The 17,385-nt window shown below is 62.5% G+C and carries 13 protein-coding genes and 1 tRNA gene; 6 read left to right on the plus strand and 8 right to left on the minus strand.

The window, feature by feature from the left end; genetic code table 11:
* Positions 1 to 149 precede the first annotated feature (149 nt).
* The 5 genes from AC26AR_RS02280 to AC26AR_RS02300 form a co-directional block, all read right to left on the minus strand.
* Positions 150 to 2,831, minus strand: a complete 2,682-nt coding sequence (locus AC26AR_RS02280; RefSeq protein WP_488107487.1) for a GNAT family N-acetyltransferase — start codon at positions 2,829 to 2,831, stop codon at positions 150 to 152.
* A complete protein-coding gene (locus AC26AR_RS02285) occupies positions 2,828 to 4,384 on the minus strand; it encodes a lysine N(6)-hydroxylase/L-ornithine N(5)-oxygenase family protein (RefSeq protein ID WP_488107488.1) in 1,557 nt (518 codons plus the stop codon). Before AC26AR_RS02285 ends, AC26AR_RS02280 begins: the two co-directional genes overlap by 4 nt.
* The gene (locus AC26AR_RS02290; protein WP_488107489.1) at positions 4,377 to 6,065 is read right to left on the minus strand and encodes a pyridoxal phosphate-dependent decarboxylase family protein; all 1,689 of its coding nucleotides are present in this window, start codon (positions 6,063 to 6,065) and stop codon (positions 4,377 to 4,379) included. Before AC26AR_RS02290 ends, AC26AR_RS02285 begins: the two co-directional genes overlap by 8 nt.
* A 361-nt stretch (positions 6,066 to 6,426) precedes the next feature.
* On the minus strand, positions 6,427 to 8,559 hold the full coding sequence (locus tag AC26AR_RS02295; protein ID WP_136939027.1) for a TonB-dependent siderophore receptor: 2,133 nt from the start codon (positions 8,557 to 8,559) through the stop codon (positions 6,427 to 6,429).
* Positions 8,560 to 8,841: 282 nt separating this feature from the next.
* Positions 8,842 to 9,483: a hypothetical protein gene (locus AC26AR_RS02300; protein WP_136939026.1), complete on the minus strand. Its 642-nt coding sequence runs from the start codon at positions 9,481 to 9,483 to the stop codon at positions 8,842 to 8,844.
* Positions 9,484 to 9,698: 215 nt separating this feature from the next.
* Here AC26AR_RS02300 and AC26AR_RS02305 point away from each other — a divergent pair.
* Positions 9,699 to 9,775: transfer RNA gene (locus AC26AR_RS02305), tRNA-Ile, on the plus strand.
* Positions 9,776 to 10,116: 341 nt separating this feature from the next.
* Here AC26AR_RS02305 and AC26AR_RS02310 read toward each other — a convergent pair.
* Both AC26AR_RS02310 and AC26AR_RS02315 read right to left on the minus strand, forming a co-directional pair.
* Positions 10,117 to 10,674 carry a PRC-barrel domain-containing protein gene (locus AC26AR_RS02310; protein ID WP_065392634.1) on the minus strand — a complete coding sequence of 186 codons (558 nt, stop codon included), beginning with the start codon at positions 10,672 to 10,674 and terminating at the stop codon, positions 10,117 to 10,119.
* A 587-nt stretch (positions 10,675 to 11,261) separates the two neighbouring features.
* Entirely contained in the window at positions 11,262 to 11,408 is a 147-nt protein-coding gene (locus tag AC26AR_RS02315; RefSeq protein ID WP_157109499.1) for a hypothetical protein, read from the minus strand.
* Positions 11,409 to 11,433: 25 nt separating this feature from the next.
* On the opposite strand from AC26AR_RS02315, the gene AC26AR_RS02320 reads away from it, so the two are divergent.
* From AC26AR_RS02320 to AC26AR_RS02330, 3 genes are all read left to right on the plus strand, one after another.
* Positions 11,434 to 11,667 carry a hypothetical protein gene (locus tag AC26AR_RS02320; protein WP_488107490.1) on the plus strand — a complete coding sequence of 78 codons (234 nt, stop codon included), beginning with the start codon at positions 11,434 to 11,436 and terminating at the stop codon, positions 11,665 to 11,667.
* Positions 11,668 to 12,268: 601 nt separating this feature from the next.
* On the plus strand, positions 12,269 to 12,562 hold the full coding sequence (locus AC26AR_RS02325; protein WP_136939025.1) for a hypothetical protein: 294 nt from the start codon (positions 12,269 to 12,271) through the stop codon (positions 12,560 to 12,562).
* 285 nt (positions 12,563 to 12,847) lie between these two features.
* Positions 12,848 to 13,075, plus strand: coding sequence for a hypothetical protein (locus AC26AR_RS02330; RefSeq protein WP_077379159.1), 228 nt, complete (start codon positions 12,848 to 12,850; stop codon positions 13,073 to 13,075).
* Between the two features lie 94 nt (positions 13,076 to 13,169).
* On the opposite strand, the gene AC26AR_RS02335 is transcribed toward AC26AR_RS02330, so the two are convergent.
* On the minus strand, positions 13,170 to 14,783 hold the full coding sequence (locus tag AC26AR_RS02335; protein WP_240704272.1) for a peptidoglycan DD-metalloendopeptidase family protein: 1,614 nt from the start codon (positions 14,781 to 14,783) through the stop codon (positions 13,170 to 13,172).
* Between the two features lie 543 nt (positions 14,784 to 15,326).
* On the opposite strand from AC26AR_RS02335, the gene AC26AR_RS02340 reads away from it, so the two are divergent.
* The gene (locus AC26AR_RS02340; RefSeq protein WP_077379163.1) at positions 15,327 to 16,214 is read left to right on the plus strand and encodes a LysR family transcriptional regulator; all 888 of its coding nucleotides are present in this window, start codon (positions 15,327 to 15,329) and stop codon (positions 16,212 to 16,214) included.
* Between the two features lie 157 nt (positions 16,215 to 16,371).
* Positions 16,372 to 17,382 (plus strand): glutathione S-transferase family protein, encoded by a 1,011-nt coding sequence (locus tag AC26AR_RS02345; RefSeq protein WP_488107491.1) that lies wholly within the window; start codon positions 16,372 to 16,374, stop codon positions 17,380 to 17,382.
* Positions 17,383 to 17,385 lie beyond the last annotated feature (3 nt).

Here is a 17,385-nt window from a genome sequence, read left to right on the forward strand (position 1 = left end):
CGAATCATTATCAATGTCTGTCTGGCAGGCACGCGTCTGACCGCCTGCGAAGCATTCGGAGGCGGTCAGACGCGCAAGGCGGGACTTGCGCGGAGGGGGCCGGCCTCCCGGATCACGTTCAGCGAGATGATCCGGGAGGCGCGACGCCGTCAGTGGCGGGCGAAGGCGGCGATGGGGTTGTCCAGCTCTCCCTTGAGTTGCAAGGCACCGGAGGGGTCGGTGAGGTCGACCATCTGCTGGTTGTTGCGCAGCTGCAGTCGGTTGAGGCACGACAGCGTGAAGCGTGGCGCGAACAGGTCGTGACGCGCGAACTTGTCGGCCATCTCCGGGTGCGCATCCTGGTAGTCATGGATGCAGGCCGCGACGCGTGACCAGAAGGCGTCTTCCGTCATCACCTGCTCGCGCACCAGCAGAGGTACCGCGAAGCGGAAGATGCAGTCGAAGATATCGGTGAGCAGCGACAGGATGCGGATCGGTTCCGGCACCTCGACCACCAGACGCTCGACGCCTGCTGGCAATTCCAGGGCACGGGTCTCGTCGGTGGCGAACAGCGCGGCCTCTTCGGCGATGTCCTTCATCAGTGCACCACACGGCACGCCATCGCGCAGGCGCATGATCAGGTTCTCGCCGTGGGGCATGAACACCAGATCATGCTTGAAGTAGCAGTGCAGCAGCGGCGTCATGTAGGCCGTCAGCCACTTGTCGATCCACGCTTCGGCGCCGATGCCGGAGCGCTCGATCAGCGCAGGCAGCAGTGCCTTCTCGTCGTTGTCGACGTGCAGCAGCGCGGCCATGGTCATCAGGCGCTCGCCCTCGTCCTTGACGTCTTCCGGGCTCTCGCGCCACAGGCTGGCCAGCATCTTGCGATAGCCGACGGCCGCCGGGTCGGCATCTTCCAGCACGTCATCGCGATAGCCGATGGCGGCGACTTCACGCAGCAGGCGGAAGCCCCATGTCTCGAAGGACGGGTCGGAGTCGATCAGCCCCTGCAGCCACTGGTTGATGGCCGGCGTGGCGCGCATGTAATAGGGCGACAGACCGCGCATGAAGCCCATGTTGAGGATCGACAGCGCGACCTTCACGTAGCGGCGGCCCGGCTGGTTGCGGTTGTAGAGCGTGCGGATCGACTGCTGGGCCTGGTAGCGGTCCTCGCCAAGGCCCAGGCACACGATGCGCTGGCTTGAGATCTCGGCGGCGAAGGTGATCGCCAGCTTGTGATTCCACTGCCACGGGTGCACCGGCATCATCAGGTAATCGGCGGCATCGAGGCCCTTGGCCGTCAGCTGATGCTCCAGGCGGGCCAGTTCGGCGTGACCCAGTTCCTCTTCCAGCAGACGGCGCGGATCGAGACCATCCACGCCGGAGTAATGCGCGTTGTCGCGATGCACGGCGATCCACACCAGCGCGAAGGGCTGTGCGGCCTCCGGCGCGTAGGCGCGGTAGTCCAGCGCATCGAAGCCCATGCGGCCATTGTTGGCGACAAAGCACGGGTGACCTTCACTCATCGCCGATTCCAGGGTCTGGAAGGAGGCACCGGCCAGCACGCGGGCGGATTGATTCTCGCGCACGGCGCGCTGCATCTTCCAGGCGCTGGAAGCGAGCGTGGCGCTGACTTCCTCGAGATAGACCGGCAGCAGGCGCGGCGGAATCTCCAGCACGTCGTTGAGCTCCAGAATCAGCTCGCGGGCATCCAGCGGCAGGGCCTCGCCATTGGCATCCAGACGCTGAAGAGAGGCCGCGTCGATCAACCAGTGATCGAGCTGGAAGCGGCGCGCCACGAAGCGATATTCCACCGCACGACGACTGACGGGGGCCTTGTCGCTTGCCGGGGCAGACAGCGACAGGCGGTAATGATGCCAGCTATCCGTGATGCGGGCGTTGGTCTCGTCGGCACACTGCGGGTGGATCAGGCGCTCATGGCTGAATTCGGCCAGTGCCTTGCGCACCAGCAGGCGATTGGCCTGCTGCCAGTCCGGCCCGGTGAGATGCTGACCGGCCGCCGCCGGATTGGCGGTGACGGCGGTATCCAGTCGCGGGCTGCGGCTCGCCAGGGCGGCGCGGAAGTCCTGCGGGGTGCAGAAGCACAGACGCGCGGGCTTGCCGTCGAGATCCAGCGGGCCGTGATCGACGAAGCCGACGGCGGCATTCAGCGGGTGAATGGCGGTATTGCGGCTGTCGGGTTCGACCACCACGCGAGTGACCGGGCGGACTGCCTCACCGGTATCCGCGGCGTGCTCGTCACGGAACTGGCCGGCGAAGATCATCGCCATGATCGATTCGATCACCGCACGCGAGAAGCCGCTGATGGGGGCTTGGTCATCGCTGCGCGGCGCGATGAGGAAGTGCATGCCGAAGTCGCCTGGCTGCACGGCGTAATGCTTGCCGAGCGGGTCGTGTGCCGGGTCATAGAGCTCGACCAGAAACGCCGGCTGGTCGTTGTAGAGACCGAGCCAGCCCTGGGCGTGGCGACTGTCTTCCAGGCCCTGATAGAAATCGTGCTTGGTGGTGAGCAGGTCTTCGCTCATGCCCCAGAAGCTGGCGCGCGCGCCACTGGTCCACTCGTCCACCAGCGCCATGTCGGCGGCGAGATCCAGCGGTCGCAGCGCGAATTCCGCTCGCTCCGGCGTGCTGTCATCCTGCGGCTTGCGCAGGCGCGCCTGGGCCTGTTCGAGTTCCACCGAGCGGCGCGTGAAACGTGTGCCGGGTACCGGGCTCAGCAGGTCGAGTGCCGGGGAGGTGTCCAGTGATGTGTCGCCGAAGATCTGCTGGGCCGGGGTCGCGGCGCTGTGGGCGTTGGCACGGGTGGTGGTGATGTCGACGGGCATGTTCATGCGGTGGTCTCCCGGTGTTGCGCTGCGCGTGAGGACTCGGTGGGGGCGGTGCTGGACGAGGCGGTCTTTTCGCTGGCCGCACTGGCATGCAGGTCGGTCTCGCCGTAGGCCAGATGGGCGGCGGGCAGAGGCGTGAAGCCGTTGCCGTTGCCCTTTTCAACGCCCGGGGCGCCGAAGCTCTGGAAGGCGATGCGCCGCTCGATGGGATAGACCTCACGCCCGGTGATGGCGCGCAGGATGCAGCTGTTGCGATAGCAGGCCATGCCCAGGTCCGGGGCGGCCAACGAGTGGGTATGCAGCTCGGCGTTCTGGACGAAGATCTCGCCGGCAAAGGGCGACTGGTCACCTTCATTGCCTTCGGCGTCTGCGGTGCTCTGCGCGTCGACGGCGTAGAAGCGCCCGACGGCGTAGCGGCCTTCGGCGTCACGACGGATGCGTGACTCGATGCTCTTCAGGAAGGGCGGGGCGACGTAGTGATAGCCGGTGGCCAGTACCACGGCACTGGTCTCGTGGCGCCATGCCTGCTGCTGTTCGCGCTGATAGAGCCCGAGGCTGAAGTCGCCATCGGCGCTCTCGCGAGTCAGCGAGGTCAGCTCGGTATTGGTCATCAGGGTGGTGGGCACCACGCCCTGCAGCTGCTTGGCGTAGAGGGTGTCGTAGATCTCGTTGATCAGTTCGAGATTGATGCCCTTGTAGAGGCCCTTCTGGGTCGCCAGCAGGGTGTTGCGCTGTTCGCGCGGCAGGGCATGGAAGTAGTCGATGTAATCCGGTGACGTCATCTCCAGCGTCAGCTTGCCGTATTCCAGCGGGAAGAAGCGCGGCGAGCGCGTGATCCAGTTGAGCTGGTAGGCGTGCTGGTCGATCTCGCGCAGCAGGTCGAGGTAGATCTCGGCGGCGCTCTGACCGGAGCCGATGATGGTGATGGCCGGCTGGGACGTCAGTTCGTCCTTGCGCGCCAGGTAGTGGGCGTTGTGGCACACGCGGCTGCCCGCCACCGGCACCTCGCCGCGTACCGCATCGGCAGCGCCGGGCAGATACGGCTGGGTGCCGGTGCCCAGCACCAGCTTTCGTGCACGATAGACGAAGGCCTCGCCGGAGCTGGGGCGAGTGCCGCGCACCACATAGATGTCGCCGACATGCTGGATGTCCTGGACCTCGTGATCGAAACGCAGGCTGGTCAGCTCGCGCGCCGCCCACTGGCAGTACTGGTTGTACTCGCGGCGCAGCAGGAAGAAGTCTTCGCGGATGTAGAAGTTGTAGAGCTTGTCATGCAGCTTCAGGTAATTGAGGAAGCTGAAGTGGCTGGTCGGGTCGGCCAGCGAGACCATGTCCGCCATGAAGGGCGTCTGCATGCTGGCGTCTTCCAGCAGCATGCCCGGGTGCCAGTCGAATTCGGCCTTGCGCTCCAGGAAGACGCCGTTCACGTCCTCCAGCGGCTCGCTCAGACAGGCAAGGCTCAGGTTGAAGGGGCCGATGCCGATGGCGACGAAGTCGAGCACCTCATTGCGCGTTTCAGCTGTGTCGGTGACGTGAGGAGTCGAGGTGTCATGCATGACGGCTTTCCTTTGCTTCTGTGGTGTGGCTGCGACGGCTGGCGGCCGGAATGTCGGCCAGTGCTGCGGCGTGGCTTGCCTGGGCCGTGGTGCTGACGGCGAGGTGATGCGCCTTGACCAGCGCCTGACCATGCTGGCGGATCAGCTCGACCACCGCGGCGATGTCGTCGCGGGTGGTGTCCGGGTTGAGCAGCGTGAACTTCAGATACTGACGGCCGGAGACCTTGGTGGCGGCGACGATGGCTTCCCCGCTGCGCGACAGGCGCTTGCGGATCTCGCGATTCAGGGCGTCCCACTGTGCATCGCTGAGGGTGTCTTCGTTGGCGTCATGGAAGCGGAACACCAGGGTGCTGAGCTCCGGGGCCTGGACGACATCGATGTCCGGTGCCGCCGCGAGCAGCTGATGGCCCTCGCGAGTGAGGTCGATCACGCAATCGAGCATGTCGCCGAGGGCATCGGCGCCCATCAGGCGCAGCGTCAGCCACAGCTTGAGCGCATCGAAGCGGCGCGTGGTCTGCAGGCTCTTGTTGACCTGATCCGGTGTGCCCTCGCGGGCCTGCAGTTCCGGGTTGAGGTAGTCGGCGTGATAGGTGACGTGGCGCAGCTGGGTGCGATCACGCACCACGCAGGCGCTGCAGCTGACCGGCTGGAAGAAGGTCTTGTGGTAATCGATGGTGACGGAGTCCGCCATCTCGACGCCCTTGAGCCAGTGACCGTGACGACGCGAGGTGATCAGACCGCCGCCGTAGGCGCCATCGACGTGGAACCAGATGCCACGTGCATGACATTCACGGCCGATGGCCTGCAGCGGGTCGATGCTGCCGAAGTCGGTGGTACCGGCGGTCCCGACCACGGCCATCGGAATCAGGCCTTCCGCGCGCGCCTTGTCCAGCGCCTCACGCAGGGCTATCGGGTCCATGCGGCGACGCTCATCCACGGCGACGGGGATGACGGCGTTGTGGCCGAGGCCGAGCAGGGCACAGGCCTTCTGCAGGCTGAAGTGACTGATGCCGGAGGCGAAGACGCGCAGGCGCCCGGCTTCCGGCGGCAGGCCGTGGGTCTGGTTGCCGGGATGGTTGGGCAGCTTCTCGCAGACCGCGTCACGCGCCAGCAGCAGCGCCATCAGGTTGGATTGGGTGCCGCCGCTGGTGAAGATGCCGTCCGCGGTCGGACCCAGGCCCAGACGTTCGGTGGTCCAGTCGATCAGGCGCTGCTCGATCAGGGTGCCGCCGGCGCTCTGATCCCAGGTGTCGAGGGAGGAATTGATCGCGCCGAGCAGGCTTTCCGCCCAGACACCCGGCAGCACGACCGGGCAGTTGAGGTGTGCGATGTAGCGCGGGTGATGGAAATAGACGGCATCCTTCAGGTAGAGCGACTGGAGCTCCTCCAGGCCCGCTTCCAGATTCTCGAGGGGCGTCTCGAGATCCAGCTCGGCAAAGGCCGGGCGCAGGGCTTCCGGGGTGATGCCGCTGAAGGGTTGCTGAACGTTCTCGAGCTGTTCGGCGATCAGACTGCTGATGCGTTGCATGCCGGCCTGCCAGGCATCCATGTTGGCAGGTGAGAACAGGGCGGCGCTGGGCGAGCGGGACAGGGAGCTCGCGGCGGCAGCGGCCTGGGGGGCAGACGCGGGGGATCCTGCAGCCGCGCCATAGGTGGCGGCGGAATCATGAAGGCTGTGCATTACATAACCTTATGCGAATGTTCGCAGATAAAGACTTGGAAGAGACTCGCAGCCAGCCAGGGCAGGTGGCACAGGTGCGAGGACCAGTCAGGACATTCATCAAGTGCCGCGTGATGCGGTCGTTGTTGTTGGTGAAGTTGTTGGCAAAGCGGTTGGCGCGGTCAGTCACGCCTGCCGTGGGCATCGGCAGAGAGTGAGTCGTCACCGAGCGCCCCTGTGTCGGGCAATCTCGATGTCATGTGCGGCACACGCCAGAGGTATCAGACGATGAGTGGTTCAGGGCGATGGTGCCGGCGACATCCTTGCCGCCGGCGGGTCATGCGGGTCGATTCAGAATCGACGGACGGCGGACGTGTCGGAATCAGAAATCATAGGTCAGTGTCGCGGTCACGCTGCGCTCGGCACCGTAGTAGCAGAAGCTGGTGCTGTAGCAGGACGCGATGTATTCCTTGTCGAACAGGTTGCTGACGTTGAGTTGCACGCTGGTGCCGCTCCAGCCGACCTGGCTCAGGTCGTAGCCGACCAGGGCATCGACGAGTGCGTAGTTGGGGACCTTCTCGGTGTTCTCGGAATCCGCCCACATGTCGGCGTAGTAACGCACGCCAAGGCCGGCATTCAGGCCGGTCAGAGGGCCCTCGTTGAAGGCGTAGTCACCCCAGACGCTGACCTGGTGCTTCGGCACCTGGTTGGCATCGTTGCCTTCGGTGCCATCTTCCGCCTTGGCATAGGTCACGTCGGTGTAGCTGTAACCGGCCTGCAGCGCGAAGTCGCGGGTCAGCTGGGTGCGGGCTTCCAGCTCCAGGCCCTGGGACTCGATCTCGCCGTAGGACGTGTAGTAGCTGTCTTCCGGGTCCTTGGAGGCGACGTTTTCCTGATTGATGCGGAACAGCGAGACGCTGTACTGATCACGCGTGCCGTTGGGCTGGTACTTCATGCCGACTTCCACCTGCTTGCCGGTGGTCGGGTCGAGCAGGTCGCCATCCTCGTCGGTGTAGGAGTTCGGCGAGAAGGACGTGGAGTAGCTGACGTAGGGCGAGATGCCGTTGTCGAAGCCGTAGATCAGGCCGATACGGCCGCTCATCTCGTTGTCGTTCAGCTCACTGCTGGTGTTGTAGTCGCGATCGGTATTCTTGATGTTGACCCAGTCCTGACGCAGGCCGGCGGCCAGGTTCCAGCGGCCCCAGCTGAGCTGATCCTGCAGGTAGACACCGGTCTGATCCAGTTCACGCTTCTGGTTCTCGGTGGCATAGATGGAGACATCGGCATCGCTGCTGCTGGTGACGTCCAGCGAGCTGGCGGTGCCGTATTCCCAGTCCACGTCGTTGGTGCGGGTCTGATAATCGGCACCGAACAGCAGGGTGTGATCGATGTCGCCGGTGGAGAAGCGGGTCTCCAGCTGGTTGTCGACCGTCCAGGCACGCAGGCTTTCCTCGCCACCGGAGTAGTAGCGGGTCAGCTCGGTATCCGAGGCCCAGCCATAGGCGTAGACCTGCTCGAGATCCACATCGGAACGCAGGTAGCGGAATTTCTGGCGCGCGGTGACATCGTCATTGAAGCGATGCTCGAAGTCATAGCCGAGCATGCGTTCGGTGCGATCGAATTCCTCGTAGTCCTCGTCGCCTTCGTAGAAGTCGTTGCCGAGCTTGATGCCGTCGTGGCTCACCACCGTGCCCTCGTAGGGGAGGCCTGAGTGGTAGCCGCCTTCCGGGTCCTTCTGGAAGTAGCCCATCAGGGTGACGGTGGTGTCGTCGGTGACATCCATGGTGATCTGCGGCGAGAAGGCATAACGCTCTTCGCTGACGGAATCGACCTGGGTGTCTTCGGCGCTGGCAAGGCCGGTCAGGCGATAGGCGATGCGCTTCTCGTCATCCAGCGGGCCGGTGAGATCGAAGGCCGCGCTGCGCTCGTTGTCGTCACCGACGGTGAAGCGCACCTGGCCGGAGTCCTGGAACTCGGGGCGCTTGGACTGCATCGCGACCAGACCGCCCGGCGAGGAGCGGCCGTAGAGGACGGAGGACGGCCCCTTGACGACTTCGATGCTGTCGAGGAAGTAGGGGTCGATGGTCATCGAGCTGTAGGAGCCCGAGTCACCCATCAGCTTCAGACCATCCAGGAAGGTGTTGCTGACACTGCCATCGGAGAAGCCGCGCAGGACCAGATAGTCATAGCGGTTGGAAGCACCGATCTGATTGGTGAACACGCCCGGCGTATAGTCCGCGGCACGCTGCACCGTCTCGGCGGCGCGCTTGTCGATGTCATCACGGGTGATGGTGGAGACAGCCTGGGGAGTTTCCAGGTAACCGGTCTGCGTCTTGGTAGCCGCCGTGGTGGTGACCGTCATGGTATCCAGCTGCTCGTCCTGAGCATCCCGATGGTCGGCCGCCACGGCCTGCCCGGTGAAGGGTAGGCTCAGGGCAATCGCCAGTGCCAGCGGGTGCCGTGGCAGTGAAAGCAATGGGGATTGATGCGGGTGTCGCGTGGCGGAGTCTTTCATGAGTGACGATGTTCCATCCTGAATGATGTTTTTGCGAATGCTTCTTGTTTGTCGTTCTCTCCTGAGGGAAGACGTACAGGGTTGGCATTTCTGAACCATGAATGAGAATTATTTTTGTTATCTGATGTCAGTGGGCCGTGTACGTGGCCTGGCGGGGGCTTCCGGTGGCGCTCAGACATGCAAAGACCGCCCCGAAGGGCGGTCTTTGTCAGAGGGCGGGCTTTGTCAGAGTGCGGTCCTTGGCAGAGGGGCGCCTCGACGGAGGATGGCGCCGGCGGGGGATCAGCGGTCCTGCATCTCGCCCTGCAGCGTGATGGGGATATCGCCGACCAGATTGCCATAGCCCAGCAGGCCAAGCAGGGTACTGCCGACCTGGTTCTTGGCGACTTCCGCGCTGTCCAGCGCCATGGGCTCGGCGTTGGCGAAGCTCAGGCGGTCGGCACTCTCGCGGGTCACGTTCAGAGGCAGGGTGTCGCGGTGAGTGCGGTTGCCATCGGTGGCCGTGAAGGGCACCTGCATGCGTGTCGTCCTGCCTGTCTCCAGCGCTGCCAGAGCCACGGGGTCCAGATTCAGCGTCAGGGTGGCGAGACGCATCTGACTGACGCCTGACAGCCACGGCGGCAGCTCGCCGACCTTGTCCAGCAGGTCGGTCTGACCGACGCTGAGCGGAATGCTCATCTTGCCGTCATCACCGACGGTGCCGCTCAACCCACGCAGGTGGTGGACGTGCTCGACATTGCCCTGCGCCTTCTGTTCGGTCAGCGTGGCGGTGGCGCCACTGGCATCCGGGATCAGCTGCCAGGCTGCCTGGCTGGGCACGCTGATGCCGATACCACTCATGGCAACGGCCAGGGCGAGGGCCTTGATAGGGGCGCGAAGGCGCTTGTGGAAGGAAGAGGTCCAGCGAAGAAAGGGAAATGACATGGTGACTCCTGATGGCTGGGCGCTACGAAAGGTGAGTTCTGTGCGGCGCATTGAGGCATTGGACACGCCAGTGGCGCAAGGGTTCGTGACAGGGTGGCAGGCGGGATGGGGCTGATCGGAGGCGGTGACGGCGGCTCGTGTCCAGCGAGGTCTATGTTGTTGAGTTTTCGGGCTTTCCTGACGCTTTGGCTTTCGCTATCATAGCGGCGCTGTCCGGGCCCATAGCTCAGTTGGTTAGAGCACTCGACTCATAATCGATTGGTCGCAGGTTCAAGTCCTGCTGGGCCCACCATCCCGAGGCGCTTTTCTGTAGCGCCTGCCAGGTCGCCATCGGCGGCTTTTTTTGTGCCTGCCCGTTTCGCCAGATCGATGGTTTTCCGCTTTCGGCTCTCCTCCGTGGCTCTTCGCCTTTCGCTGGCGGGGATCTCGGTTGCATGGGCTTGCATCAGCACGTCAGTCGTTCCGGCTCGCCTTCGCACCGCCAGATACCAGAACGCCCCGTGCCAGGTGGCGACGGGGCGTCGGCTCGAACGTCATAAAGGACTGCTCTGATGTCACTGCCTTGCGGGCGGCGACGAATCCTTCATGTCACTGCCACGAGAATGGCGCAAGACGCTTCGGTGTCAGTGGTGATCACTGAGTTTCGTCTGCCATCTCATCCTGGGCGTCATTGGCGGCACCGCTGATCGCGTTGCCTGCTGAGGTCAGGGCATTGGCGGTTGCCTGACGAGTGTCCTGCCAGGCGCTGGCAGCAGTGTCCTTGGTCTCATCCCAGGCAGCGGCCGCGCTCTTGCGAGTGTCCTGCCACCAGTCGGTGGTGTACTGCGGCTGTTCCTTGAGCTGAGCCTCATCCATGTTCACATGAATGCGATATTCGAGATTGTCGATGTCGTCACCCTGACGGGTTTCCAGCGTGAACTTGCCGGTCTCGACCACGTACTGCTGATCATCAAGGCCCAGCACTTCATCACTCTCGACCACCAGCGCGGCGACCTGCATGTTGTCGTCGAGCAGCACATCTTCCACTTCACCCACGACTTGCTGGTCGTCGTTCTGCAGATAGACGTCAGCATCCATCAGTTCATCAGCGGAGTAGAGTCCCTGCGGATTGGCCATGGCCAGGCCGGAGGTGGTCAGCAGAGTGGTCGCGGTGATCGCACCCAGAATCTGTTTGCGGTTCATCTTGCTCATGCCGTACTCCTTGCGTGTCGATTCTTCATTGCCGTCTGCCCTGATGTAATCCGCCGGCGACTGCGTGGCGTGCTGCAGTGGTGGGCCAATCAGGACATGGACGATGTCGGGCTGCCATCTCGTGCAGCCATGCTTCCTAAGATTCAGATGACGCGATCAAGTTTCAAGGGGGGAGTGGAAAAACTTGTACGGTAGTTCATGCGCTCGTCACGAATCAGGTGCACTTTTCGGCCAGCGAGATGCCGGCGTCTGGCGGGGCTACGGCGGTCTGCCGGCAGAACAGGAGGGCAAGGCATGGAGGTGTCCATCAGTGAATATCGATGGCCAACCGCGCTGTCATCCGTGCTGGCGGAGGAGAATGCCGCACTCAACCTGCAGTTTTCATTGCACGATCACTGAATTTGTAGCGAAGTGTTACGGTCGGGGCGTGACGATTGTCAGTGGTGAGGTCGACATTTGCAGGGGGATCAACGCTGCGTAATCGCAGTTCAGGATGGGAGGTTCAGGGTGTACGTTAGCTATACAGATACGTTTTGATACTCAGAAAAACTTGTACAACAGTTTTCAAGTGTCTAACTTTGAGGGTGTCAGAGCGCAGCGAGGCCAACGATGAACGCCTCACCAAGAGAGGGAATGGAGATCCGCAGCGTGCTTTTCAAGCCCTCGTCCTTTCCTTGCTCGAGATCTGGCAGGTCACGGTCGAATCTATTGAGGAAGGCCGTGAGAGTTTTCATCAAGGATCCAGCGGAGGGCATCGAGATGAACGCAGTGCGCAAGGTTCCCATGGAGTGTTCACGTTGTGGCAGCAATCGCGTCAATTTGGGAGAAAGCCCGGCAGATGACGATATCGTGAGCTGCGCCGAGTGCGACGAATTTCTCGGGGTGTGGTTCATGCTGCGCGACCGGCTTGAAGCCAGCGCTCGCAAGCGTGCCACCATCGACCCTGCCTTGATGGCCAGCCAGGTGATCAAGCAGCTTGATGCACAGGCTTGAGATGTTCTACCCACTGACAGCCAGCAGGTGATACGGCATTCATCAGTCGTCCAGCATGCTGGTCAGTGAGATGTGAGAGTCAGGCTTCGGCAATCGTCATCCTTTCGGTCAATCGTCCATTGCCGGAGCCCCGAGCAAGTGCCTTGTCAGAGGCGACATGAATTCGTGATACCGCTGGCGACTGTCCAGCGTCCTGGTCGACCCCCTCGGTGAGCGTTGCCTCCCGATTCAGGTCCTGTTCTGCCTGAGAGTGTTTTCCCGGCCATTGGCCGGGATTTTTTTGTGTGTCATCCGACAAGGCAATCAGCGTGTTTCGAGACAGCCTTGATCTGCATCATCCGTGGGAGTGTTATTCGTTTGTAAGATTGTCCTGTCAGGATGAGGCGCGTCTGATGCCCTGTCGCGGATGAGACATGCTGGAGATGCCTCGAGCTATCCGGGACATCAGCAAGGAATCTGATATTTCTAACATAAAGTGCAATGGAGTCTGCGGCCTCGTGTCTCCATCATGCGCACGCATGCTGAGCCATGTCTGCATGATCCCCTTATCGAGAGCCTGGTCATGACAACGTCACCTCTTGCGCCGAAAAGGAGTTCGCGCATGTTTTCTACTTCAATCCCGACCAGTAATGGTCCTCGCTGCCCCGAGTGCAATGAATCATTGCATTGGCCAGCCTGTGATCTCCCCGATGAGCACCTGTTGAAATGCCCGAATGGTCATGTCCTGTGTTCCATGGGGGACTTCCGACTGGCAGCACGTGAGATGGCACTCCAGGAGGAGTTTCGTCTGACGCGAGATGGTGCCCGCTCCCATGCGCAGCGACGCCCTCTGGAGCACTCCGCGAGAAATCGTCAGGATGCCATCGTCAGCGGTGAACGCATCAGCGCGGCTTGAGAGTTCGCGCATCCTGAGGTCTCCAGCTCAATGCAAAGCCCCCGCCCACGCCGGGGGCTTTGCGTTCCTGACACACGACGCGAGCGGGAAGGAAGTCGTGTGCAGGAGACAGGCAGCCGCCTAACAGCTGCTCTTCTCGACCTTCGGTGGCAAGCACGCCATGGGGTTGCAAGCAGGATGCCTGCCCCCATGTCTTTCACAACCGCATGGATCCTGCGCACTTCCCGTTCCCCGGGCTTGCGTCGCGGATGCATGCCTTCCAGAGATTGCACAGGAGGCTGTTACATGTCCGATCTATCCGAGGAACTGCGTATCCCCAAGCCGTGCCCCGACTGTGGTAGCAAGCGGATGCGCGTCTCTCAGGTGCACAATCCGGAAGACAAGGTCTTCTGCGCCTCGTGCGGCACTTACGTCTGCCTGTATGCGGATGTGGCCAGGATGCGCGAGGAGGGGGCGTCCAGTGAAGCCGAAGAGCTGCTGGAGCAGGCCGCCAACAAGGGTATCAAGAAGTAACGACATCACCGGGGTATCCGGAGATGCCACGCCCTGAAACGCAAGAGGCCCTCACTTCGGTGAGGGCCTCTTGCGTTTCAGGGCATGGCGCGAATCAGCTTTCGTCAGAGCCTGTCGGCGTCGATGCCTTGGCGATGGCGCCGGTGTTGTCGGCGGCTTCCAGCTTGGCCAGCATGTTCTGTGACTCACGCTTGAAGGCGGCCAGCGCCTTGCCGGACAGTGACTTGTTGTTCGGCAGCTGGACGCGCATGGCATCGACCTGACGATTGTTGACCATCACCTCATAGTGAAGGTGCGGGCCGGTGGAGCGGCCGGTATTGCCGGACAGGGCGATCTTCTCACCCATCTTCACGCGCTCGCCTTTCTTGACCAGGGGTCTGGAGAGGTGCAGGTAGCGGGTCTTGTAGCCGTTGTCCATGCGCAGCACGAGGTAGCGGCCCGCCAGCGGGTGGTTGCCGACCAGTTCGACCACGCCATCAGCCGTGGACAGGACCGGTGTACCGACGCGAACGGCAAAGTCGGTGCCCTTGTGCGGGCTGATGCGACCAGTGACCGGATGGCGACGGCTCAGGTTGAAGGGCGAGCTGATGCGCGCCTTGTGGGCCAGCGGGTAGCGATTGAAGGCCGGGTCGAGACCCTTGCCGTCCGGAGTGTAGTAGCGGCCATCGGCGGCATTGCGCACCACGGTCAATGACTTGCGGGTACCCTCGTAGCGGGCGGCCAGAATGCGCGAGTCGGTGCTGGTGCCATCGATCATATCGGACTCGACCAGCACCTGGAACTTGTCGCCCTTGCGGGTATCGCGACGGAAATCGATCTTCTTGCCCAGTACCTGAGTCAGCTGGGTGACATCCGCCACGCCAAGACCGGTGGCCTCCGCCGAGAGCGAGAAGCTGCCGCTGACGGTACCGGCGAACAGACGCTGGGTCGCTTGAGTGGCCTTCTCTATCTTGGCGACGCTGAAGGAATCCTGCTGAGGGTCACGCTTGACCATGAAGCCGCGACGCGCATCCTTCATGATGCGCAGCGCCAGCAGGTTGCCGTCCTCGTCGAGCTTGTAGTCGAGGCTGTCACCGATACGCCAGTGGGTCAGCACACGCTTGTCCGGCAGCGACTTGATGATGCGGGTGGTCTCGCGATAGCCGAGCCCCAGAGAACGCTCCGCCATCACGGCAAAGGTGTCGCCCGCCTGAACGGTGTAGGTCTGCCATTCCGGGACATAGACTTCCTTGGCTGCCAGTTCGGTCTGCAGCGTCGGGCTCTCGCCCAGCTCGACCGGATCGACGGACAGATCATCGTAGGAGGTCCCGCCGGCCTGCTCATCGGTCGCGGTGGCGATCACCGCCTCGGCCGTCTTCACGGCAGAAGGTGCCAGTGCCACGATCGGGCCGGGCTCAGCTTCACCGGCAGGGTAGTTGGCGTCGGTCAACATCACCGGCATGTCGAAGTCGACATCGATGACCTCACTCGGCGTCAGCGCGGAGAGTGGCACCTCGCCAGCTGCGCTCAGTGCCTGATGCCCCGCATCAAGACTCGCCGTGGCCAGCGGAGCAGGCGTCTGTTGCGCGTGCGCGATGGCAACCGGCAATGCGTTCGTCACCTCCGAGCTGGCATTGGCCAGGTCGATGGCGAGGTGGCGAGAGGCAGGTGAGATCTCTTGAGAGTCCAGAGTTTCAAGAAGCTTGTGAGCGCCCAGCACGGTGACCATTGTGGCAACAGGTAAAAGAAGATACTTGTGCACGCGTGGGAGCGAATGAAGGATTCGCAGCATAGTTGACCGATGATGTGATGAAGTGAACAGAACAGAAGACGACAGATTCGCATCCGAACCTTAACCAAGCTTTTGCGCATTCGATAGGCTGGACACATGTCCAGTATTAGGAATTCAACCCTGTTTTGATCATCAGGGGTCGTGCTAGCGGTGTCTGTTTTATGAGGACAGTCGAAAATCCCGCCATTTTTGCTTAAGAAACGCTGTTCTCACAGTAATATCTGCTTGCTGTTAAATTTTGTAACTTCGTCGAAATATTCTGCAAGTCAGTGCGTACATCACGAGGATAGCGTCCTGTTGTCAGAGGATTGTGACGCAGAGTGGCGAACGTGTTGGCACATGATGCTCTGGCGTCGCAACATGAGATCTCTGAAGGGGGCGAAGATTGTCCAGAGGGACAGCAGGGTGGCGTCGCTCGTGTCGCCCTGTCTCGCCTTTCGTGCGCCCGCGTGGCAACAAGAAATCAGTGGAGAATGTCCGATGTCGTCTCGAGTGACTCTGGCCCAATGGCAGATGCTGGCCGCCGTGGTCGATCATGGCAGTTTTGCCCGAGCCGCCGAGGCCGTGCACAAGAGCCCCTCCACGCTCAATCATGCGGTGCATCGCCTGGAGGCGTTGCTGGGAGTGCCGTTGCTGGAGCCGGTGGGGCGCAACGTGCGCCTGACCGAGGCCGGCGAGATGCTCCTGCGTCGCGCACGCCAATTGATCGAGAGTGCCAGCGCGCTGGAGGATGTGGCCCAGGCGCTGTCACAAGGCATGGAGAGCGAGATAAGCCTGGCCGTGGACCAGCTGTTTCCCTCGGACCTGCTGGCCCGTGCGCTGGAGGGGTTCTCCGCGGCCTATCCCCAGGTACGGATACAGCTGCACGAAACCACCCTGACGGGTGGCAGTGAGCTCTGGGATGCCGGCCAGGTCGATCTGCTGGTCAGCGCGCTGCCACAGGAAGGGCAGCTTGGTAGCCTGCTGGTGCGGGAAACCTTCGTGGCGGTAGCGGCGCCAAGGCATCCCCTGCATGCGCTGGGACGGCCGCTGGATCTGCGTGACCTCGAACAGCATCGACAGCTGGTGGTGCGCGACAGCAGTCGCTCGACAGGCATGGATGCCGGCTGGCTGAAGGCAGAGGAGCGCTGGACGGTGAGTCATCTGGCGACGTCCGTCGATCTCGCCGAGCGTGGCCTGGGCTTTGCCTGGCTGCCGCGTTCACGAATCTCGCAGGCGCTGACCCAGGGGGCACTCGTGCCCTTGCCCTTGCTCAACGGCGGCGAGCGTGAGATCGACATTCATCTCTACCTGCCTGATGCCGACAGCGCCGGCCCTGGCGTGCGTGCGATGGTCGAGCAGCTGCATCACAGCGTTCAAGGGGGGTGAAGCACTCCTGAGCCACATGAGAAAGCGGCTGGGGATTGGAAAAGCCTCTGGGCGCTACCACTTGTCGGAGAGGCGTCATTCGTTGCGTGCGGGGACCATGGCTCCTCTGCGATCCCTTGAATGGCTATCCTCACCTTGCATGACAGGACATTTCCTCATGGGCTTACTGGTCGATGGCACCTGGCAGAACCGTGGTTACGATACCGACAGCAATGGCGGGGAATTCAAGCGCGAGAGTGCCAGCCTGCGTGACTGGGTCGTACCCCCCGGTGCGGCCGAGCAGGGCCCTGACGGCCAGTCCGCCGTGCCCGCCGAAGTCGGGCGCTATCATCTCTATGTCTCGCTGGCCTGTCCGTGGGCCCACCGTGCGCTGGTGATGCGTTCTCTCAAGGGACTGACGTCGGTCGTGGGCATGTCCTTCACCAGCCCCTACATGCTGGAACATGGCTGGAGCTATCTCGAGGAAGAGGGCTCCAGTGGCGATCCGATCAACGGCGTGCGCTACCACCATCAGCTCTACACCATGACCGACCCGCACTACACCGGTCGTGTCACCGTACCGGCGCTGTGGGATCGCAGGGCGGGGCGCATCGTCAACAACGAATCCGCTGACCTGGTGCGCATCTTCAACGACGCCTTCGATCCGCTGACCGGCAATGACCTGGATTTCTCTCCCGAAGACCTGCGCGGCGAGATCGACGCTCTCAATGCCGAGATCTACGACAAGGTCAACAATGGCGTCTACAAGACCGGTTTTGCCACCAGTCAGCAGGCCTATGAGCGTCACTTCACCGCGCTGTTCGCCTGCCTGGATTCACTGGAACTCCGTCTGGCCGACTCGCGCTATCTGGTCGGTGAGTGGTTGACCGAAGCGGACATCCGCCTCTTCACCACGCTGCTGCGCTTCGATGTCGTCTATCACGGCCACTTCAAGTGCAATCAGCGCCGCATCAGTGACTATCCCAATCTCTCGAATTACCTGCGCGAGCTGTACCAGTGGCCGGGCGTCGCCGAGACCTGCGATCTCGCGCAGATCAAGACCCACTATTACGGCAGTCAGCTGGCGGTGAATCCGACCGGTATCGTGCCCCTCGGCCCGACGCTGGATCTCGAGGCACCGCATGATCGTGAGCGCCTGACAGGGCAGGGCATTCGCCGCCACCACTGAAGC

It is taken from the genome of Cobetia sp. PS-4MA (genome assembly GCF_057670765.1).